20 protein-coding genes, 1 tRNA gene and 1 pseudogene are annotated in these 20,560 nt (G+C 43.4%); 11 read left to right on the top strand and 11 right to left on the bottom strand.

From position 1 onward, the window contains the following. Positions 1 to 25: 25 nt before the first annotated feature. Positions 26 to 529, bottom strand: a complete 504-nt coding sequence (locus tag Q0C11_RS06725; protein ID WP_293006798.1) for a septal ring lytic transglycosylase RlpA family protein — start codon at positions 527 to 529, stop codon at positions 26 to 28. A 202-nt stretch (positions 530 to 731) separates the two neighbouring features. Here Q0C11_RS06725 and speB point away from each other — a divergent pair, with 202 nt between their 5' ends. Then, positions 732 to 1,697 (top strand): agmatinase, encoded by a 966-nt coding sequence (speB, locus tag Q0C11_RS06730; RefSeq protein ID WP_293006799.1) that lies wholly within the window; start codon positions 732 to 734, stop codon positions 1,695 to 1,697. Positions 1,698 to 1,772: 75 nt separating this feature from the next. On the opposite strand, the gene Q0C11_RS06735 is transcribed toward speB, so the two are convergent. From Q0C11_RS06735 to Q0C11_RS06745, 3 genes are all read right to left on the bottom strand, one after another. Continuing rightward, complete coding sequence (locus tag Q0C11_RS06735) at positions 1,773 to 2,948, bottom strand: hypothetical protein (protein ID WP_293006800.1); 1,176 nt, start codon at positions 2,946 to 2,948, stop codon at positions 1,773 to 1,775. A gap of 230 nt (positions 2,949 to 3,178) precedes the next feature. Further along, positions 3,179 to 4,990 carry a DUF5666 domain-containing protein gene (locus Q0C11_RS06740; protein ID WP_293006801.1) on the bottom strand — a complete coding sequence of 604 codons (1,812 nt, stop codon included), beginning with the start codon at positions 4,988 to 4,990 and terminating at the stop codon, positions 3,179 to 3,181. 26 nt (positions 4,991 to 5,016) lie between these two features. Then, positions 5,017 to 5,892, bottom strand: coding sequence for a DUF6502 family protein (locus tag Q0C11_RS06745; RefSeq protein WP_293006802.1), 876 nt, complete (start codon positions 5,890 to 5,892; stop codon positions 5,017 to 5,019). 198 nt (positions 5,893 to 6,090) lie between these two features. On the opposite strand from Q0C11_RS06745, the gene Q0C11_RS06750 reads away from it, so the two are divergent. From Q0C11_RS06750 to Q0C11_RS06765, 4 genes are all read left to right on the top strand, one after another. Beyond that, the gene (locus Q0C11_RS06750) at positions 6,091 to 6,399 is read left to right on the top strand and encodes a hypothetical protein (RefSeq protein ID WP_293006803.1); all 309 of its coding nucleotides are present in this window, start codon (positions 6,091 to 6,093) and stop codon (positions 6,397 to 6,399) included. Between the two features lie 97 nt (positions 6,400 to 6,496). After that, positions 6,497 to 8,317 (top strand): copper oxidase, encoded by a 1,821-nt coding sequence (locus tag Q0C11_RS06755; RefSeq protein WP_293006804.1) that lies wholly within the window; start codon positions 6,497 to 6,499, stop codon positions 8,315 to 8,317. Positions 8,318 to 8,439: 122 nt separating this feature from the next. Next, entirely contained in the window at positions 8,440 to 9,345 is a 906-nt protein-coding gene (locus Q0C11_RS06760; protein ID WP_293006805.1) for a hypothetical protein, read from the top strand. Positions 9,346 to 9,716: 371 nt separating this feature from the next. Further along, a complete protein-coding gene (locus Q0C11_RS06765; protein ID WP_293006806.1) occupies positions 9,717 to 10,622 on the top strand; it encodes a porin family protein in 906 nt (301 codons plus the stop codon). Between the two features lie 302 nt (positions 10,623 to 10,924). Here the strand turns inward: Q0C11_RS06765 and Q0C11_RS06770 are convergent, their stop codons facing one another. Further along, positions 10,925 to 11,311, bottom strand: a complete 387-nt coding sequence (locus tag Q0C11_RS06770; RefSeq protein ID WP_293006807.1) for an exosortase system-associated protein, TIGR04073 family — start codon at positions 11,309 to 11,311, stop codon at positions 10,925 to 10,927. A gap of 522 nt (positions 11,312 to 11,833) precedes the next feature. Here Q0C11_RS06770 and rpsU point away from each other — a divergent pair. The 5 genes from rpsU (at position 11,834) to Q0C11_RS06795 (ending at position 16,864) form a co-directional block, all read left to right on the top strand. Next, a complete protein-coding gene (gene rpsU, locus Q0C11_RS06775; protein ID WP_013648785.1) occupies positions 11,834 to 12,046 on the top strand; it encodes a 30S ribosomal protein S21 in 213 nt (70 codons plus the stop codon). Positions 12,047 to 12,132: 86 nt separating this feature from the next. Continuing rightward, a complete protein-coding gene (locus Q0C11_RS06780; protein ID WP_293006814.1) occupies positions 12,133 to 12,585 on the top strand; it encodes a GatB/YqeY domain-containing protein in 453 nt (150 codons plus the stop codon). 89 nt (positions 12,586 to 12,674) lie between these two features. After that, a complete protein-coding gene (gene dnaG / locus Q0C11_RS06785) occupies positions 12,675 to 14,477 on the top strand; it encodes a DNA primase (RefSeq protein WP_293006808.1) in 1,803 nt (600 codons plus the stop codon). 88 nt (positions 14,478 to 14,565) lie between these two features. After that, a complete protein-coding gene (gene rpoD, locus Q0C11_RS06790; protein ID WP_293006809.1) occupies positions 14,566 to 16,776 on the top strand; it encodes an RNA polymerase sigma factor RpoD in 2,211 nt (736 codons plus the stop codon). Positions 16,777 to 16,787: 11 nt separating this feature from the next. Continuing rightward, positions 16,788 to 16,864, top strand: a tRNA-Ile gene (locus Q0C11_RS06795). A gap of 25 nt (positions 16,865 to 16,889) precedes the next feature. Here Q0C11_RS06795 and Q0C11_RS06800 read toward each other — a convergent pair. The 5 genes from Q0C11_RS06800 to Q0C11_RS06820 are packed head-to-tail and all read right to left on the bottom strand — an operon-like array spanning position 16,890 to position 19,879. Continuing rightward, positions 16,890 to 17,882, bottom strand: coding sequence for a site-specific integrase (locus Q0C11_RS06800; RefSeq protein ID WP_293006815.1), 993 nt, complete (start codon positions 17,880 to 17,882; stop codon positions 16,890 to 16,892). Continuing rightward, positions 17,792 to 18,124 (bottom strand): helix-turn-helix domain-containing protein, encoded by a 333-nt coding sequence (locus Q0C11_RS06805; RefSeq protein ID WP_367273739.1) that lies wholly within the window; start codon positions 18,122 to 18,124, stop codon positions 17,792 to 17,794. The genes Q0C11_RS06800 and Q0C11_RS06805 overlap by 91 nt, the downstream gene beginning before the upstream one ends. Beyond that, entirely contained in the window at positions 18,102 to 18,395 is a 294-nt protein-coding gene (locus tag Q0C11_RS06810) for a hypothetical protein (protein WP_293006810.1), read from the bottom strand. The genes Q0C11_RS06805 and Q0C11_RS06810 overlap by 23 nt, the downstream gene beginning before the upstream one ends. Then, the gene (locus tag Q0C11_RS06815) at positions 18,385 to 19,461 is read right to left on the bottom strand and encodes a replication initiation factor domain-containing protein (RefSeq protein ID WP_293006811.1); all 1,077 of its coding nucleotides are present in this window, start codon (positions 19,459 to 19,461) and stop codon (positions 18,385 to 18,387) included. Before Q0C11_RS06815 ends, Q0C11_RS06810 begins: the two co-directional genes overlap by 11 nt. A gap of 52 nt (positions 19,462 to 19,513) precedes the next feature. Further along, entirely contained in the window at positions 19,514 to 19,879 is a 366-nt protein-coding gene (locus Q0C11_RS06820; RefSeq protein WP_293006812.1) for a hypothetical protein, read from the bottom strand. Positions 19,880 to 20,011: 132 nt separating this feature from the next. Here Q0C11_RS06820 and Q0C11_RS06825 point away from each other — a divergent pair, with 132 nt between their 5' ends. Then, positions 20,012 to 20,149: a hypothetical protein gene (locus Q0C11_RS06825; protein WP_293006813.1), complete on the top strand. Its 138-nt coding sequence runs from the start codon at positions 20,012 to 20,014 to the stop codon at positions 20,147 to 20,149. A 296-nt stretch (positions 20,150 to 20,445) separates the two neighbouring features. Here Q0C11_RS06825 and Q0C11_RS06830 read toward each other — a convergent pair. Further along, positions 20,446 to 20,560: pseudogene (locus Q0C11_RS06830) on the bottom strand (IS1595 family transposase); the annotation flags it as partial.

Consider the following 20,560-nt stretch of genomic DNA (forward strand, 5'->3'; position numbering starts at 1 on the left):
CATTGTAGCGATTCTGCACTACTGCTTACTTCCGGCTGATTTTATCGCTGAGATATTCGACTTTCACTCTATCCACACCGTGCAGGCCAATCTTCTTCGCGGCACCCTGCGAAAGATCAATGATCCTGCCTTGCTTAAAAGGTCCCCGATCATTAACCAGCACATCAACATGACGGCCGTTTTTTAGATTAGTAACCCTGACTCTGGATGGCAAAGGAAGTGTTCTATGAGCAGCAGTTAGGCCGTGCGGAACAAACCGCACCCCCATCGCCGTACGGTTACCGGATTCTGAGCCATACCAGGATGCGTGACCAACTTCCCTGTATCCAACCGATGACCGAATGGGATGATAAGTAACGCCACGTACCTTATAAGGTTTATTGTATGGCGCGGCAAGATTGGGTGCGCGTTGGCCAGAAATATCTGAAGAGTGCGGCAGATTGCCGGAAAACATCGAAGCACAACCGCTGATCAGTCCAGCGATCAATACCATCACACTCACTTGCCTGCAATTCACTGAATGTTGCATAGTACTTTAAACCAGATTTAATTTTATAAGGTACAGATTATAACTATATCAATCTGCCAAGATCTGTTGTATTGCTGTCTGTGTTAATTAACCGACAATACTTGAATCTGCAATAATCAGCAACATATTATTGCTTGTGTTTACAGCAGTAAATGATCGCTAAAAACGATATGACTACATTCGACAAAAAGGGTCTTTAACTATGACGAACGAAAACCACATCAAGATCAATGGTGCCGCGGTACGCAAAAATCCTTATGGAATGCAGCGCGAGCCCACTTTTTCCGGCATCTCATCTTTTATGCGGCGCAAATATAGCAAGGAAATTGGCGGCGCTGATTTGGTCGTCAGCGGGATTCCATTCGATTTGGCCGTAACCTATCGTTCTGGCGCTCGTTTCGGACCACAAGCAATTCGCCTTGCATCGGCGGAGGTTGCTTCGACGAAACCTTACCCATGGGGCTTTGATCCATTTGAGAATCTGACAGTCATAGATTTTGGCGATTGTTTTCTCGACGTACACAATCCATTATCGATCCATCAAACAATTATCGAGCATGCTCGCCATATTCTGGCATCAGGTGCGCGCATGCTAACTTTTGGCGGCGATCACTATATTACTTACCCGTTATTGAAAGCACATGCCGAAAAGTTTGGGAAACCACTTGCACTAATCCATTTTGATGCGCATAGCGATACTTGGCCAGACGATTCACCCGATTCTCTGAATCACGGCTCAATGTTCTATAAGGCGATGAATGATGGATTGATCGATTCCAAGCATTCCGTGCAAATTGGCATTCGTACCTGGAACGATGATTTTATGGGCATACACATTCTCGATGCCACTTGGGTACATCGTCATGGAACTGACGCTGTAGTTACGGAAGTTGAGCGCATTGTCGGCGACCGCCCAGCCTATTTCACATTTGATATCGATTGTCTCGACCCTGCTTTTGCTCCCGGAACCGGCACGCCGGTTTGCGGCGGTCTATCCACTGCTCAGACATTGAGCATCATTCGGGGTTTTAGCGGAATTAATCTGATCGGCATGGATATTGTTGAAGTAGCGCCCGCATACGACCATAGTCAGATCACGGCACTTGCTGCTGCTCATATTGCAAGCGACCTTATTTGCTTGCTGGCAAAACGCAAAGCGGAGAAATAACGGTGCTCCAGGAAAAAGTCCCTAACCAAGGGGCACCTACATTGAATTTAATTCGAGAAGAACTTCAAGTTTTTTCTAAAAAACATAGCGCAAATTGATGCCACCTCCCCAATCAGGGCTGCGATCGGAGAACCCTCTTATCCCGTAGGCATTCAGTCTGAAGTTATTGGAAACCCGTTGCGAAAAATATAGCGTTAGATCCCTGCTGTCTTCCAAGCGCACGGGAGATTGCCCCATAGTGTAATTTGCCCCCATGGTGACACTAGGAGATAATTGATACCCAGCACCGGTTGCACCATAGAGCACGTTATGAAAAGTAATCCCGGATGGGTTACCCAATATTCTGTAACCAAACGTTGCGCTCAATGTGAACTTGGAAATTGTTTTAAACAAATCACCTTGAATAGCATAATCGACTTGACCACTTCCCATATTCTGCTTGGCGCTGGCAGTCGGTATTTTTATCCGAGTGGTAATATCAAAAGCAATGCCAGTTGGTGCATGATCAATCAAATTGTAACTGAATGCGGCAACGATATCGCCCAATCCCGATTGCGTTGTTCTGTTAAACGATGATCCGCCCAGCGGAATACCCCCAATAAGTCCGGAAGCGATAGTTTTGCCTAACCTGACACTATTTATCGCATCATCTGAATCGTCATCTTCATCGCCACCACCTCCGTTTCCGCCATTGTCGTCACCTCCGCCCCCTCCACTGCCACTATTGTCGTCATCCCCACCACCGCCGCCGCTCCCGCTATTGTCGTCACCTCCATCTCCACCGCCACTTCCACTATTGTCGTCACCATCACTTCCACCGTTGCCATTGCCCCCACCAGAACCTGAATTGCTTTCCTCGCGACCTGGATTCTCACCTGAGCAATTCTGTGTATCCTCATCACAGACAACAATAACGCCACCACTGCCTGAACTGCTACCGCCAGAAATTCCTCCGATAATGGGGCCTCCGCCATCCACGACACCACCAATTCCCGGACCAAGCACATTACCCGGACCAGTGATATTAAGATAAGGAACAATCACCCTGAAAGATGCTCGATCCTTGTCGTAGCGGGCCGTAAAAGGAACATACCAGATATCAGTTGCAGTACTCCCCCCGTATTTACCCGTGGTGAAGTCAGTTGCAGCACTGAAGCTTAATCTATTGGCAAAAACGACGGGGCAATTGATACCAAGCACTAATAACAATAATGCTAAGCTTTTTTGTTTGAAAGAAAGGGATAAGTGCATGAGAGCCTTTTTCGTGTGAACATAATCTGCGTAATCGTCCGATGCGATTGCGCGAATTAATAAACTACGGCCCATGTCTTAGTTAATTAATGCTGACCCCCGATAGGGTGCATTTTCTTTTATAGTCAGAATGACCACTTATTCTACTTTTATCTTTTCAAGGCAAATTTTAAAATAGGAAAATAAATCACGTCCATATTTCATTTATTGCTTCTTGAAAACTAAATAAGTTAATCGCGAATTCTATCTGGAACATCAATATCACGTATGCTTTCTCTATGATCACCAGCCCGGTCTGGGATATCAACATCTCGCGTGCTTTCTCTATGATCGCCAATCCGATCACGCAGACCAGAATCAAATTCGTCCGGCCTCTCGTGTCTGTCAATGATTAAATCCTTGTCATAACGTTCTGCATGATCGCGCGCCCTATCTGGGGTGTCAGTATCACGCACACTATCTTTATGATCACTTGGCCTATCCCGCACATCTGAGCCGGATTCTCTTGGATTCTCTTGGATTATGGACTTGCGATTCAATACATCGTTATCGCGCATATCGAATGATTTCTCTATAGGATCCTGTCTTGTAGAACCGGAATGATCACTCTTTTTTTCGTCTTCAACACGGGATGAATGATCCATACGCGAATCCTTGCCGGATGACTGATTATTGCCTGAGTCAAGGTCACGTCCTTTTTTTAAATCGCTCGGATTCTGATTGCCGCCATCATGCCCACTGCCGTGACCTTGACTATCTTTACCGCTCTGGGAAGGCTTAACTTCCGATTTGTTGCTCGTATTGTTTTCACCTTTGCCGCTGTTATCAATAAAAGCCCTATCGTTTCCTTCCTGTATCTGAAGCGGCAGTATGTTTCTTACTTCAATACGTTCTGAAATAATCCGCTGATCCGCACCAAGCCTACCGCTAATGAGTACACGCTGATCCAACTTGAGGTCATTCCTCGTTGTTCCCGCTAACTGCGTATCGGGATCAATGATAATTATCCGGTTGCTTACGTTTAATTCCTTGCCACCCAGGGCATGGATATACCCTTCAATCACAAGATGTTCTACATTTCCAATACTCCGGGACATCGGCTCGACCTGGATTTGCTGGGCGTGCAAATGGATGCCATCCCATTGCCCCGTAACCTCGATTTCCATGCCTTGAGAAATATCCGTTAGCGATGATTTAGCATCATGCTGAACGCGCGTGCCATTAACCACAAAACCATGTGTGTCAATTTGAGTGATATGACCATTTATTTTGGCTTGCGCATGCGGCGGTATGGTTTCGATTCGTGATGCTATAATCGCACCATTGGATTGTCTGTGACCACTGACTTGCACCCAATCGCCTGCTTTCATACTTGAAACATAGTCATGATCCACAGATTTTCCAATCTGCACAGTTTGATCTAATACACGCATTTCCCCGGTTTCTGAATTAATATTGCTAATCGGCCCAATCGCCGCATGCACTACCGCAATGTTCCGAGCCATCAATTCGTGGCCAGCGCCTAGCGCACGCGCGGCAACAACTTGTCCTACCGCAAGATCACGTGCTGTTGAAGGGCGCCCATCAATAGAAATAGGAGTATTGCTGTCATAGTGAACCTCAATGCCATTGACACAAATACTTGCAAATCCGGTGATAATACCAATAATTCCCGTTCCTCCGAGCCCCCCATCTTCAGCAACAAGCCCAGTTCCTCCAATACCGCCTTCTTCCTGAACACCGGTACCGCCCACTCCTGATTCGGCTAATGGCGCACCAGTCCCGCCAATGCCGCCTCCCAAAACACCGGTACCACCCATTCCCCCATCGCGCACACCTGCACCACCCACACCCGATTCCACTAATGGCGTACCAGTGCCGCCGATTCCAGATTGAGGTTGCAGTATAGGATTGATCAGGGAAGCACTGACATCGCAATTGTTCTTAGCGAGGACACTGGCGGAATAGAAAAACATCAGAGCGATGACACCCAAAATATATGTGCCGTAACGGTATAGGGCGGCTAATGAAGTTTTTGTCATTTCGCTTTACAAACGTCCTGAATGGTTCAGCTCAGTGTATCATTGCTATCTGCTTTTGTTGATTCTTCCGAATCAACCGGCTCACTATAATAATAAATGCCGAATGTCATGCGATAACGCGATTCGCTTCTTGGTGCATCATTTTTTTCAAGTTCCATCGCGTCTTTGTTAATCGCAAGCAGTGACTCCATTCCAAGATAGGTAGATTTTTCGGCCAACTTCTGCACCGAATCAGCAGTTAATTCATCATAAGAAACACTTCGTTCAAAGAAAGGCTGTTTTTCCCCTAATAAATTATTGGTCGCGGCAGCGGCATGATCATGCAAGTTATGACCGAAGTAATACACTTTTTCCTCAAAGCCGTATGCCGGAACAAATGCCGACGTATTGAGGCACACTCGCTTCTGATCATCAAAATGCGCCACCCCGAGTCTCAACCATTCATCAAGCACAACTCGCGAACGGATATCACAGCTCACATTTGCAACGAGTTTCTCAAAAGAAATTTCACCACCTTCTTTAATAAATCTAGGCAATGGCTTAGGTTGATTATTTTCATCTAGATAACGCGCGTCACTGGTCCAAAGACTCACCAATCGAGCACCCAATGAAACTGCTTGAGGAATCGCCTCAGCATCGGAATGATTTTCATGTCGCAATCGTCTGATATCTTTACGATGAATACCTGTTAGCAAACTTAAATGACTGTCTGTCGAAGATTTTCCCTCAATCTTAAAATCTTTATCTGCGATTTCTATAAACAATTCTTTCAGTAATTCCAACAAAAAAGGATAAGTAATACCTTTTGACAGCATTAACCTGATTATTGGACGAAGCACGCGCCGGAGCGCAACAACGAGCGCTGGCGAAAGTGTTGAGTTAGGTGTTTGACTACTGTGCATAAAAAGCTAATCCGCGAATAAATGAGCTACAAAGTTGATGAATACAAGGCATTTTAACATATCGTGGGAAATAATCACACAATATTATTGACATGGGAAAATATCCCACGTATAGTCGATCCTGTGTGATGAACAATATCACACGCACATCAGGACACATTACTGATGCTGCATCAATTCAAATCAAGGAGAAGTATCATGAAGAGACTCTCAATTATCACAATTCTAATGTTCACCATGGGATTTGCATCTACATCTTTTTCTGCCGGAAAAACTGTAAATGATTACCTTGGATACTCGAACACAATGAACAATCCGACAGACCAGATTCGATATGAGCGCGGTACGGATGATTCCAGCAGAACTGTGCATTCAGAAAACAGTAAAGATACCGCCTCACCCACCGCGCTTAGCGGGCAAAATGACGATGATCGCGAAGCCAGACGAATCGGAAAATTGCTCTGGAAAAACGACCATGTTCACGGAGGTCATGGCAACACGAAATAATATAAAATAGTAAAGCTCAGCGGCGTCTATCAAAGGCGGAGCTGAGTGAAAAAATAACAAAAAACCATTATTTTTATTGCTCCAAGGAGAACATTCAATGTTTAATAAAAAATTTTTAAAGCAAGCAGTCAATTTGGGGATCTATTCCTCAGCACTGCTCATGTTATCAGTAGGCAGCGTCTCTGCGGGTGATAACGAAGTCAAATTTGAGCTAACGGATAACCCCGGGCGATGGTTTGATACGGGCACGTCTGTCGCAGGGAATCGTTCAATTGCCATAGCCTCCCCAGGCGTGCGCGTGAAGTTCTCGGGCAATTCCAATACGGTGCATACCCGAACCAGTTTAATTTATCCGACGGGCGCCGCTAATATGCCTTTCAATACGGAGCCGAGAAAAGGCGGAGATGATGTGACGCTGACAACACCCGGTTTGTATGTTTTCACCTGTAGCGTTCATCCCTACATGTTTGGCGCTGTGATTGTCGATGATCCTAAAACTGACGGATTGGATTTAGGTTCTTCAATCAGTCTGATTAATGGCATTACCGTCCCATCCAGCAGCGACCTGGCGACACGGCTCTTACGGACTTTCTTTATTGCCACCAACCCAGCTAACTGGCAAAACTACGCAAGCAATAAACCGTGGCATATTACCTATCCGAATGTTGATGTACGCGTAGATATTGGCGTTGTTAATCTACCAGACGTCCTGAATGCACGCTATGGAAACGATATTGCACTGACAGCACTGAAAAAACCAAGAACACCCGCAGTCGGTGAAATTTGGGTAGCCACACAATTTGAAACCACTCGCGGCAAAGAAAAACCCGGCACAATATCAGCAATTGATGGATCTTCCTGGCAAGTGACCCGCAAAGTAGCGCTGCCCTCTATTGAAATGAATAATGCACACAACATGTGGACGGACAAAAATCAACGTGTGATTTATGCTACTCAATGGTTTGACAGTAAACTGACTGTTTATGATCGCAAAACAGGCGCACTCATACGTAATGTATCCGTAGGTGAATCTCCTGCACATGTGATGACACTGACGGATTCTGATCGTCTTCACGTTACAAATAATGGCGACACACGCAAGGATTCAGTAATGGAACTAGCTCCTCTAGGAACCAAAGTGCTGCGCCGAGTAGATATTGGACGCGGTAATGCACATGCGCACTGGATGAGTCATGATGGCAAAACTATGGTAACGCCCAATGTCTTTTCAGGAGATTCGACACAATACAATTTTCATACCGATGCTATTGAGGCCATTCTGCCGGTCGGTAGCCCTTTCGGTCATCCTATAGCAACGGGCATGATGCCCGATGCCAGCAAATATTACGTGGCTAACCTGCTCGATAGTACGATCGCGGTTGTGAACATGGATACTCACAAAGTTATGAAACACATTAACCTGATCAAAAATTATGACCCGGTTGCAGGAACCATTACCGGCCCAATAGGCGCATTACCGATTCAAACCCCGGTTTCCCCTGATGGTAAAAATATGGTAACCGCTAATACGCTCTCAGGCACGATAACCATTGTCAACACGAATACCGATAAATTGGTTGCGATGCTGCCCTGTGATCCAGGCTGTCACGGCGTACAATATGGAGCCAAACAAGGTGGCGGTTACTATGCGTATGTTTCCAGCAAGTTTTCCAACAGAATGCTGATCGTGGATCCTGATCCCAACAATGATGGTGATCCATCAGATGCAAAAATTGTTGGTACGGTAGGATTATTTGCCGCGAGCACTACACAGAAGGATGACGCAATAAAAGGGAATCCAGGCATGGGCGGGCAAGGCATACTGCCGATCCCGGTAGTGTATAACGGCTGGGTGCAGAATCTACCTACATCATGGAGTAGTCAGTTGACCCCAGCTCAACGCAATCCGATTGAATAATTGCACTTTTAATATAACTAGTTCAATGGATAAATGACAACCACAGATAGTATTTGATATCGCCTTGCCCTATTAAATACTATCTGTCACATTGACTTAATTGATTTTTTAGGAGATCCAAAATGAGCTCAGGACACGATGATTCATCTAGCAGCAACAAACATTTTACATTCACTATTGAAAACGGAGTTGTGACAGCCTATTTCGAAGTTGAAAATGGAATAACTCAGCAAGAATCTATCGACAACAGAGATTCTTTTGTTATCGATGGCACTCAAATCACCCATACCAAACAATCGTCTAACGGACCGGAAATCACTGTCTATTCTGACCCCGAGGGTGATGGATCCTACAAAGCTATCTCTGATTCTAACAGCACGGATGATGATGATGGCAATATTGATGATCGCCCTGGCAGTGGAGACCACAAAGGCTACCAGTTCACCATTAACGAAAATAATGAAGTCGTTGAAGTATTTGAGATTAAAAAAGGTGTGCCGGAACTTAAGCCCATCGATGATGATGGCACTGAAGTCTATTCTGTGACGGATGCGGGTGACGTAATTCGTGCTGATGAAGAACCTTCCGGCACAGAAATCACACGCTATTCTGATGCAGATGGCGATGGTATCTATCATCGTGTTTCTGAAGAATGGTCTCCTAGCTCTCCAGGAGCCGGGTTTAAAATTACAGATCGACTCGTTTATTCTCCATCTGACGGCGATGATCGAATTGGAGTACGCGGTGGCGAAGATTGCCATGGCGGGCAAGGTGCGGATGATTTTGTGATTCGCGAGGCTGCACATTTACGAATCGGAGACTTTAACTCCAGCGAAGATAAATTCATTATATTTGATACCGGGCTGGGCCTTGTTTCAAGAGAACATCTAGAAAGCTTTGTCACTAATATTCACCGTAGTGATGATGATCAAGATTTCATAGTGGATTTTGGTTCTACCGCATCAGTCACGCTGGTTGGCGTCGCGTCTGATCAAATTAGCTGGGACGATGTCAGTGTATTGAGTTAGACCATTACTAATCCAATACGTCGATAAGCTCATGATAAGCAATCAAGTTTAATTCTGCCCCGATTGAGCTTGTCGAATTGAGAAAATAGTCATCAACCAATTGAGCGTTTTCCTGGCACTTTAGCCAAAGGAGCAATAACCCCTACAGGCTTATTGTTCTGTTCCTCGGGTAGAAAACTCTCTGAATGCCGGTTAATGCCGCATATTTTGCGGCAGGGGTTTCTGCGTCACTTTTTCCGGCTTCGAATAGATTGGTTTGATCTCTCTGAATAATCCATCCACATGATTTACAAGGAATATCAGAAACCATCAATTCCAGTTATCAAGAATTCCTCGAGAATGCACACAATTTAAATAATAAGGGAGTAAATATGAACTACCCATCAAAAAGAAACTTGGTTTTAAGAATCATTATTGGCACATGTTTAAGTGTTATGACCGTATCACAGGCATATGCCCAGGATGCGACAGCTCAACGCATTCAACAACTGGAAAGCACCCTGCAACAAATTCAAGATGAATTGAATAGGATTAAAGCTGAGTCGGCCCGGACGCAAGAAATGCACAACGAATTGAATCGAGTGAAGGCAGAATCGGCTGTAACCACGCAGAAAGTTGAGCAGATTGAGGAAGCCAGGGCCGCCAGAGAAAAGGCTAGTGTCGAGGGTATGAGCAATAAAAAAATCATGCTGTTTTTCCGTGGTGGCTATGGCAGAAGTGATCAACATCGTAATGGTGTATCTTTGGAAAGCCGTGTTGCACCGATTGGCGCACAAGAACAAGCAGACCGGCACGCATGGTATACCGGCGCTGGATTTGACTTTCAATTAACTAGAGACACTTGGGGTTATATACCAAAAACAGAAATCCATGCGGAACTGATGTTTGAATATCTACAGTATGGACATGGCGTTCAAGGCAATGTGCTGGCAAATGAACCTACGCAACTGGCGGGTGGCGCATACAATCCTCGGGGTGTGACAGTCAACCAATTCACCCTGACTGCATCACCTAAAATTAAATTCAATCATTTTGCGGAGTATAAAATCAGACCCTGGATTATTCCTGCCGGCTTAGCGATACACGTCATCAGCCCGCCATCCGAGTCTATTACCTATATTGATCCCGGGATTATGTTTGCAGGCGGAGTTGAATATAACATCTGGAGAGATTTCTTCATTGGCGCGGATGCACGCTATCAGTTGACCGCCGGTTCTCTGGATGGCGCGAAATTTGGCGGTTTGACTGTCGGCGGTTATGTCGGCATAGGATTCTGATCTCGATCAGTAATAATTTTACTTTATGGAGATGAAATATCCCGGATAGGTGTGACCGGGGCCTCCATGAATCAAGAGAAGGAGAGCGAACGTTATGACCGGCTCTAACTGGATACCATGCTGCTGCTGTTCGACAGCACCAGCTTTCGCCCTTTTGAGGGGTTAACAAACATAAGCTCTCTGCTTTGCCGAGAGTGATTTAACTTGGCAACCATCCTATTGATATATAAATGCTCTTTAACAAAAAATGAACTGGCAGGATAAATAGTTGCAGAGGGCGGATATCGAATCCATGACCGCTATCAATTAAATTGATATCCCTTAAACTCTGTTTCTCGCAAGAAATCATTCCAAACAAAAATGGGATCAACCAATGGATTGGTTGGGATCATGAAAGTCACGAGGTCCAGTACGCCGCATCCTGTGCGATTAATGGCATACCAGGCGCCCTGAAATACCCCCAGAGTAACAATAGTCAAGCCAGAAGCCGGTGTATCTTTTTGTCCAGTCAAATGGATATTCTTCGGCAATTCTATCCATCCGGTAGCTACATTTGCTATACCAGAGAAAAGCTTCAGGCCGGCTTTGTTAAAATATGAATTTCCAGTTATTTCTTCATCTGCCATGACTTGAGGCGAAAAAAGAAAAGACAGAGAAACCACTAAAGCAAATTTGGAAATTGATCTCACCAAAACTCTCCTTTTAATTGTAAGATTTTTTAGCATTATCGGCAGTATTCGCTTGATATTGCCACTGAATATCTTCAGCAGTTCTTCGTGACCAGCAGATGACTTGGTGACAATGTTCTGCCGTTGGGCTTCAACGTAATTTTTCTGACAGAACGTCATAAAATCAGAAAGCCAACGATGTGATCAAATTCACATCCGAAGCAACACCGCCATAAAGTTGCTTCAAAGCATAGGGTGGCTCTGAAATGCAACGCACACAGAAATAACATAAATCTTATCATGTAAATTCACGATTCCGATTTGCAATCAAACCTCATGTTGGCTTGAGTGACTCCAAATATCATGAATCAGATTAAAACAGTAACTAGCGCGAGTAATTATCACGCTTTATTGCTTACAGATACATAGATTTTTCTTTTGCAATAAATTTCTTGGTGTTATAATTGAGGGCTTTTGTTATGCCCATAATGGGTAAAGAACAAATTTATTACTTATCAACTAACCAAGAGGTTACGCCTATTTATGACGACTATTAAAGTTAAGGAAAATGAGCCATTTGAAGTTGCAATGCGACGCTTTAAACGTTCTATCGAAAAAACAGGAATACTAACAGAATTACGTGCTCGTGAGTTTTATGAAAAACCAACAGCTGAGCGGAAACGTAAACTTGCAGCAGCAGTAAAGCGTAACTACAAGCGTTTGCGTAGTCAATTGCTACCACCAAAACTTTATTAAGTCATCATTGTCTGACTGCCAGAATTGAGAGTGGTTGAGCGCCATTTTCAGCTGTCTTTGAATATAGAATATTAGGATCACCCATGATGCCTACTGATTTAAAACAGAAGATTACTGAAGACATGAAGATTGCGATGCGAGCAGGCAATACTAAGCAGCGCGACACTATCCGTTTATTGCAAGCCGCCATTAAACAACGGGAAGTTGATGAGCGTATAACACTTGACGACGCAGCAGTCATAGCTGTTATCGAAAAAATGCTCAAGCAGCGGAAAGATTCAATTGCTCAGTACGAAGCAGCGCAGAGATTTGATCTTGCCAATAACGAAAAGGACGAGATCTCGATCCTAAGTGTATATATGCCAAAACCCTTTGATGATTCTGAAATTAATACCTTAATCTCCGAAGCAATAACAGAAGTCGGCGCAGTAAGCATGCAGAATATGGGAAAGGTAATGGCGATACTAAAACCAAAGCTTGTCGGACGAGCAGATATGTCCAAAGTGTCAATATTGATTAAAGAAAAAATGTCGACCTAATATTATCCATTTAAGGGTTGTATTTTTTGCAACTTCAGTTGCGATAATTTCTTTTACTTGCTTGCGGGATGTATTATTGTTTTGAATAAATGATTCCACAAACTTTCATCCATGACTTGCTCAATCGGGCTGATATTGTTGATACGGTTGATCGCCATGTGTCACTTAAAAAAGCCGGCGCTAACTTCGTTGCATGTTGTCCGTTTCATAATGAAAAAACCCCTTCATTTACTGTCAGCCAATCTAAACAGTTTTACCATTGCTTTGGTTGCGGCGCACATGGCAATGCAATCAATTTTCTAATGGAATACAATGGATTGAGCTTTGTTGAAGCGATACGTGATTTAGCAGCTTATGTTGGAATGCAAGTGCCAATTCAGCAAACCGACGCACCTCACAACTCGGCCGTTCCGGCTGATTTAGAGAATTATTTCGCAAAAGACTATCACATTAGCAATCCAGCAATATCTCTTCAAGATCTTTTAAATGTAATGCAAGTTGCCACCCGCTTCTATCGGGAGCAATTAAAAAATTCCGAAAAAGCGATTGCTTATCTTAAAAAGCGTGACTTGTCGGGTAAAGCAGCTGCACGATTTGCTATTGGTTACGCACCAACTGGCTGGCAAAACCTGGAAACAGTTTTTTCAGATTATAAATCTGAAAAAACTCGTAATTTATTAGTGCAGGCTGGATTAGTCATCGTTGGCGATGAAGGTAAGCAATACGATAGATTCAGAAATCGCATTATGTTCCCAATTCTTAATCAAAAGGGTCAGATCATTGGTTTTGGCGGACGGGTATTAGACGACGAAGAACCCAAGTATCTGAATTCTCCGGAAACGATTTTATTTGAGAAAGGGCGCGAATTATACAATTTATTTTCTGCGCGTCGCGCTATTCGCGAAGCAAATTGTGTGCTCGTTGTAGAAGGATACATGGATGTCATATCGCTTGCGCAGCATGGGATTGATTATGCAGTAGCTTCTTTGGGCACGACCACAACCAGCGTTCATCTGCAAAAGCTATTGCGCCAGACTGATCAAATCATTTTCAGTTTCGACGGCGACAAAGCGGGCAGAAAAGCAGCTTGGCGAGCCCTTGAGAACAGTCTTGCGCTGCTTTCAGACGGCAAGTTTCTGAACTTTCTTTTTCTACCTGACGGTACAGACCCAGACAGCTTTGTGAAACAGAATGGAAGAGAATCCTTTGAGCAGCAACTTAAACAATCAGTACCCTTGTCAGATTTTCTATTTAAGGAATTATGCTCAAGAATTAACATCCAAACCAGTGAAGGTCGCGCCAAACTGATACATGATGCCAAACCGCTATTGCAGCAGGTAACTGCTCCGGCGCTGTCGTTGATATTATGGAGACGCCTGGCAGAGCTCTGTGATATTAGTCAGCCTGAGCTGGAAGAACTATTACAAATAAAACCAACTTACAAGAAACGCACAGTAAAAAAGGCGCCACGAAAACAGCAAGTCACATCTTATCGCTGGTTAATTATGATGCTATTGCATAACTCGAGTTATATCAACAAGATAGATAGGAAATTGCTTTCAGGGCAAAAGGAAGACTCAAAAGAAATCGCCGCACTGGAAGCATTGATTGAACTTTTTGATAAATATCCGCACTTGATTAATAGTGAAGCACCAACTTCAACAATAACTGCTTACTTACAAGACAGTTCACATAGAGCATTGTTTGAAACCATCGAGAGTGAAACTTTAGAGTGGAGTGACACAATTGATTTAGAAGCAAATTTTTTAGGTGCGCTAGAAAAGCTACAGCAAGTACAGCGTAAGAAACGCATCACAGAATTATATAGCAAGTCTTTGAATACACTTACTGATGATGAGAAACGGGAACTACAACAACTAGCGATGCGATGAAACCAGTTTAGTAAGTGCCAGCAGTAATGAATTTTGCTATAATTCTACGCTTTCAGCTATAAATTATCCATGTTATTGGGAATCCAGTATGCCAAAAACAAGAGCAGGCGAGTCTAAAGATACCAAGAATGAAGTTATCAATAAATCATCCATAAAAAAAACTGAGAATGTCGATAAAGAAATGGCAGAAAAAAAAGTAAAAATGACTGCAAAAAAAGCAATAGATAAAACAACACTAACAAAAATATCTGATAAAGCTGCATCGAGTGCGATTGAAACTTATCAAGTTGCATTGGACGAAAATGCTATCGATCTGAGTGAAACCAAGAAAACCAGAGGCAGAACTCCAAAAAAGAACAAAACAAGCATGGGTAAGGATCAGATCGATAAAATCAACACTGCTTCGATTATCCAGAGTGGCAATTCACAGCCTCAGGATCTTGAAGCGCGTCGCATGCGCTTGAAAATTCTTATCGGATTAGGGAAGGAACGCGGATATCTTACCTACGCGGAAATCAATGATCATTTGCCTGATGATATGCTGGATGCAGAGCAAATTGAAGGCATCATTAGCATGATTAACGATATGGGCATATCTGTGCATGATGAAGCACCGGATGCCGAAGCTTTGCTAATGTCCGATGCAGCTACTACTGTAGCTGATGAAGATGTCGCAGAAGAAGCAGAAGCCGCACTTTCAACAGTAGACTCCGAGTTTGGGCGCACGACCGATCCAGTGCGTATGTATATGCGCGAAATGGGGTCAGTTGGTTTGCTCACGCGCGAAAGTGAAATTGAAATCGCAAAGCGCATCGAAGGTGGATTGCGTCACATGATTCAAGCAATTTCAGCCTGCCCTCCGATTATTGCAAAAATAGTCGACTTGGCTACTGAAGTTGAAAAAGAGACTATGCGCATTGATGAAGTTGTCGATGGATTATTAGATGCAAATGCGCAAGATATTATCAATGAAGAATTTCCTGAAGAAACTATCGAGCAAGAGCTGGCCTCCAATGATCTCGATGATGATGAAGAGGATGACGATAGCGATGGCGCAGCAATTGCCAGCGCTGATTTGTTAAAACTTAAAACGGATGCACTTGAGCGCTTTGCGATTATTCGCCAGATGCATAACGAAATGCAAGTCTTACTTGAGAAAGAGGGATCTTATCATCAGGGATACATTGAGTTACAAGATGAAATTTCGGCTGAGTTAATGGCTATTCGTTTCTCTGCAAAAATGGTGGAAAAGCTTTGCGATACTCAACGTGAATTAGTCGGCGATGTGCGTAGTTATGAACGCAAAATAATGGATCTGTGCGTATCCAAAGCAAAAATGCCAAGAAATCACTTTATCAAGACTTTCCCCGGAAATGAAACAAATCTTGATTGGATAACGCAAGAAATCAATATGGGAAAACCTTATAGTCAGGCACTCGAGCATTACAAACCAGCAATTCTTGAAGAGCAACACAATTTGTTGGCACTTAGAAGCAAGATTGGTATTCCAATAAAAGACTTGAAAGAAATCAATCGTAAGATGTCCACAGGTGAAGCTAAAGCTCGTCGTGCCAAGCGAGAAATGACGGAAGCAAATTTACGTCTGGTAATTTCAATCGCCAAGAAATATACCAACCGTGGATTACAATTTCTTGATTTAATCCAAGAGGGAAATATCGGTTTAATGAAGGCAGTGGATAAATTCGAGTATCGCCGTGGCTACAAATTTTCAACTTATGCAACATGGTGGATCCGGCAAGCAATTACCCGCTCAATTGCAGATCAAGCGCGCACTATACGAATACCGGTGCATATGATTGAAACAATCAATAAGATGAATCGTATCTCACGGCAGATACTGCAAGAAACCGGGCAAGAGCCAGAACCGGCTGTACTCGCGGAAAAAATGGAAATGCCCGAAGAAAAAATTCGCAAAATTCTCAAGATTTCCAAAGAGCCTATTTCTATGGAAACGCCTATTGGCGACGACGAAGACTCACATCTCGGCGATTTTATCGAAGATGCGGCTACAATGGCACCAGCCGATGCAGCCGTTTATGCCAGCTTGCGCGGTGTAACAAAGGATATATTGGATTCTTTAACGCCACGCGAGGCCAAGGTGTTACGCATGCGCTTTGGTATAGAAATGAACACCGATCATACCCTGGAAGAAGTAGGAAAACAGTTCGACGTTACCCGTGAACGCATTCGCCAAATTGAAGCCAAAGCGTTACGTAAATTGCGTCACCCTGCCCGTTCTGAACGTCTACGTAGTTTCCTAGATACTGGGAACAATTAAAGTACAAATAAGGGTCTGTAGCTCAGTTGGTTAGAGCAGGGGACTCATAATCCCTTGGTCGCTGGTTCGAGTCCAGCCAGACCCACCAATAAATCAAGAGGTTAGATTAATTTCTAACCTCTTTTTTCTTTCTGATGTGACAAAATTGTGTCATCAAGGATGTCAGAAACTAGCTCGGCATGCTGCATAAGTTGCGGTTTTGATAAATGAGCATACCGCCTCACCATCTCTTCCGACTCCCAACCGCCGAGTTCCTGCAATACATTCATGGGTGTACCTTGTTGAGCTAACCAGCTTGCCCAAGTATGCCGCAGGTCATGCCATCTAAAGTTTTCTATTCCTGCTCGTTTTAATGCTTGTTTCCAAGCACGAGTATTTACCCATGCAATAGGGTTTCCGCGAAATGTGAAAACCCTGCTTTGATGCTTGCCGACTTGCCGAAGTAATATCGTTATCGCAACAGAATTAAGCGGAACATGAATTGCTTTTCTTGCCTTGGCTTGATCTGGATGAATCCATGCAGCTTTTCGATCAAGGTCAAGTTGGTTCCATTCCAAATTAATAACATTGGATTGCCTTAAACCAGTTGATAATGCAAAAATCATCATGTCTTGTTGATGTTCTGGCAATTCGTTAAGTAATTTCTTTACTTGTTCAGGTGTTAACCATCTTACCCGACGTTTGGGTTCTGGGAATAACCTGATTTTTGGTGTTTTGTCTAACCATTCCCAATCATTACAGGCTTTTCTTAGAATGGCCCGTATTAGTGCTAAGTGACGGTTAGCAGTTGACGGGCTTGTTTCATTCGCTTTGGTTTGTGCAATATGGTCAATCAATTCCCGATTAATTTCATGCAATGGTTTATTGCGTAAAAATTGCTGTAACCAACGCAATTTTTCTTTATCCCGTTCATGAGTGGCTTTGTATTGTGTTTCAAGTAGAAACTTGCAGGCTGCCTCATCCCATGAATACTTTGGCTTTTCACCTAAACGCTGAGTACGCCATGATTCAGCTTTCAGCTGGTCGTGATATTCTTGCGCCTGGGTTTTGTCGGCTGTGCCAGCAGAGCATCTAATACGCTCTCCTGCTGGTGTAGTGAACGTGATCCACCACGTATTACCGCGCTTGTAGAGTGGCATATGTTTACCTCCTTTTCTGTAACCACTCGCAACGCTTGCCGAGGGATAGAATACTGCGACCTGATGTATTCAACAAGATCATCAAGAATAAATACCCATCGTTTGCCAAGTTTTGCGCCAGGCAATCGTCCAGATTTAGCGCGCCGCCGCACTTCTTCTGCATGCATCTTTAGAAAATTGGCTGCTTCAGTGAGTGAAAGTGTTTTCATAGCGCATGGGTGTGTCGGGATTATTAAAACCAAAATTTCTCTTGATATAGCCTTCCTTGGATACTTGCCATAAGGGGGCAGTAAGCATTGAAATTAATGTTTGACGGCAGCGAGTTGAAATCTCAAGCGGTTGAAAACATAGAACAGTCCAAGCTTCAGAAAATAATCCGGGATTAAGCTGATGCGGAAGAATACCCACACGATTTGCCTGAGCAAATAGATTTGTAAGCTCACCCATAGCCCAGTCGAGATCATCAGTATCAAAGCTCATCTGAGTCACCCTGAGTACGTAAAAAATTATCTGTGAATGCAAGGCGTTGCGGTATAGCTTGCTTCTTCAGCAGTGCCACAACACGTTCAGCACTACCTTCACGCTGAAGCATGACATTAAACAGGGCTCCATAAGAAGTTGAAGCGACCTGCTTTAACCGTTCATAACTAATGCGATCTTGTTCTTTGATTGTATGAATACGAAAAGCGCGTTCAGATACCCATGACATACAAGGATAAGCACCTGCAACATATTCACCTGGGTGCAGTAAAACGTCCCAAGGGATAACGCGGTCTTTTGAATGAAGTTCTACTTCCCAGCGAACCCATGGACTGGAAGAATCGCCTAACTGTTTTCCTTTTTCGTAAATCCTAATGAGCTTGCCGTTTTTGCGTCTACCAACTTCAAATGTACGGCCAAGATCATCATGTGTGATCCAATTACCATGCTGTTTTGGATTGGGATTTCTGCCGCCTTGCTTAAAGCCTCCGCTCTTATAAAGTTCAACTGCCTGGTCTACTGAGTGCAGTCCTTTAAAATCATCTACAGCACCATCCCATCGAGTAATCTTGCTTTGAAGTTCATCTCTAAGAAATGTAGAAAATGATTGCCAATCAGATATGAATGAGCAGCCTTCACCAGGTAACGATAAAAAAGCAGTATCATTTTGGCTGCCATAGGCAAACATGACACAGCCATGATCAAAGCGGAAAGAATTTTTCCATCCTTGAAGGCCGCGCTCTTGATCTGTCATACCACCAAATCTAAAGTTAGTTACTTCACTAAAGGATTTGAAGAACTTTAAAGGATTGTTATTATCAGGATGGAAAGGAAACGAAACATTCAACCAATCGGTTAAAGCTGCCTGTGATTTTTTTCTTTCTTCGGAGGGACTTTCCCCCCGTATTACCGTACGGGGGTTATCGGTGGCATGTTCCATATCGGATAATTGAATAACATCCGATGATGCGCCAGTGCAATGTGCTGCGTTGGCCGCTGACGCGCCCACCCGCGCATTGGCACTGGCGCTACTTTGATGAGTTAATTTTACAGAAGGCCTTTCCATACCCCTTAATATAAGGGGTATGGATTATCCTATCAGGGGTTATTAGTACCCTTTATATGTTACCTATCTCTCGGCGATTATCAATTTTTATATCGCCGCTAACGGCTTTCCAGAAATTACTCAGCTTGCAAGCAACATCATATCCAATAGATTTGTAGGCCAATGGTCCTTCAGGAGGAAACATTTCTCGGATATTAATACAGAGAATTTCTTCATATTTTCGTATGGTACGTTTGTTATGGAAAATAACTAAAACTCTCCAACCAAATAAACGTCCAGTCATCAGCATACCAATAGCATTATGCAATTCCTCAATTTGTCCGTGAAACTTCTCAGTAGCTTTATTAATGATTTCGATATAGTGAAGAGCTTCCTCAAGAGATAAAGGAGGAATCGGTTGTTTTTCAAGATCAGGCATTGTTTAATTTTCCTTAGTACATGCATTAAGCATAATGGATTAAGGGGTAATAAAAAACCTCTTTGAATCATATGAAAGAGGGAGCAGAGAAGTGTTAAAACCCAAAAGCGTTTTGCAGGAAGAAGCAGGTAGTTGAAACACGCTAGCAGAATGGGATCGGCCAGTATGCCCATGAAGCCGGGCATGGCCTTGCGCCGGGTCGACCGGCACACCCGGGTGGCGGCTTCTTTTCAATGTGATGCCAAAACAAATTATGTGTACGTATATTAATCGAACTACTATAGTTTTTAACGTATTTATTAGGTGATTTTAGGCGGATTGAAAACATCCAAATATTCTAGCATGGTGACTTTCTTTGCTATTGTTCTGCACCCGATAAAAAGCGTATGCTCACTACAGTGTTTAAAAATACTTCCCCTGTTATTGAAAATTGATTTAGTAATAGAGTCTTTGTACGCAGGTTTAAATGATAGCAATTTACGAAGGTTATTACTTACAAGAAAATAACTAATCCATGAAATAAGATATTTATTTCTTTCTTCTTCGTTAGATAATGAATTTAAAGGCTATGTCACAATTAGTTGTTGAACCTGCCTTGTTTTGCCAAGAGATGCTATAAAACAAAGGATTGGTGTAATACTTTGACCGAGACGGTCAATCATTCTGTGCCATCCGAGGTAA

This window comes from Nitrosomonas sp. (assembly GCF_022842015.1).
GTDB lineage: Bacteria > Pseudomonadota > Gammaproteobacteria > Burkholderiales > Nitrosomonadaceae > Nitrosomonas.

Excerpts from the sequence above, each read along its gene's own strand:
- Q0C11_RS06725 (WP_293006798.1), bottom strand. The coding sequence starts at position 529 with ATGCAACATTCAGTGAATTGCAGGCAAGTGAGTGTGATGGTATTGATC.
- speB (WP_293006799.1), top strand. The coding sequence starts at position 732 with ATGACGAACGAAAACCACATCAAGATCAATGGTGCCGCGGTACGCAAA.
- Q0C11_RS06735 (WP_293006800.1), bottom strand. The coding sequence starts at position 2,948 with ATGCACTTATCCCTTTCTTTCAAACAAAAAAGCTTAGCATTATTGTTA.
- Q0C11_RS06740 (WP_293006801.1), bottom strand. The coding sequence starts at position 4,990 with ATGACAAAAACTTCATTAGCCGCCCTATACCGTTACGGCACATATATT.
- Q0C11_RS06745 (WP_293006802.1), bottom strand. The coding sequence starts at position 5,892 with ATGCACAGTAGTCAAACACCTAACTCAACACTTTCGCCAGCGCTCGTT.
- Q0C11_RS06750 (WP_293006803.1), top strand. The coding sequence starts at position 6,091 with ATGAAGAGACTCTCAATTATCACAATTCTAATGTTCACCATGGGATTT.
- Q0C11_RS06755 (WP_293006804.1), top strand. The coding sequence starts at position 6,497 with ATGTTTAATAAAAAATTTTTAAAGCAAGCAGTCAATTTGGGGATCTAT.
- Q0C11_RS06760 (WP_293006805.1), top strand. The coding sequence starts at position 8,440 with ATGAGCTCAGGACACGATGATTCATCTAGCAGCAACAAACATTTTACA.
- Q0C11_RS06765 (WP_293006806.1), top strand. The coding sequence starts at position 9,717 with ATGAACTACCCATCAAAAAGAAACTTGGTTTTAAGAATCATTATTGGC.
- rpsU (WP_013648785.1), top strand. The coding sequence starts at position 11,834 with ATGACGACTATTAAAGTTAAGGAAAATGAGCCATTTGAAGTTGCAATG.
- Q0C11_RS06780 (WP_293006814.1), top strand. The coding sequence starts at position 12,133 with ATGCCTACTGATTTAAAACAGAAGATTACTGAAGACATGAAGATTGCG.
- dnaG (WP_293006808.1), top strand. The coding sequence starts at position 12,675 with ATGATTCCACAAACTTTCATCCATGACTTGCTCAATCGGGCTGATATT.
- rpoD (WP_293006809.1), top strand. The coding sequence starts at position 14,566 with ATGCCAAAAACAAGAGCAGGCGAGTCTAAAGATACCAAGAATGAAGTT.
- Q0C11_RS06805 (WP_367273739.1), bottom strand. The coding sequence starts at position 18,124 with ATGAAAACACTTTCACTCACTGAAGCAGCCAATTTTCTAAAGATGCAT.
- Q0C11_RS06810 (WP_293006810.1), bottom strand. The coding sequence starts at position 18,395 with ATGAGCTTTGATACTGATGATCTCGACTGGGCTATGGGTGAGCTTACA.
- Q0C11_RS06815 (WP_293006811.1), bottom strand. The coding sequence starts at position 19,461 with ATGGAAAGGCCTTCTGTAAAATTAACTCATCAAAGTAGCGCCAGTGCC.
- Q0C11_RS06820 (WP_293006812.1), bottom strand. The coding sequence starts at position 19,879 with ATGCCTGATCTTGAAAAACAACCGATTCCTCCTTTATCTCTTGAGGAA.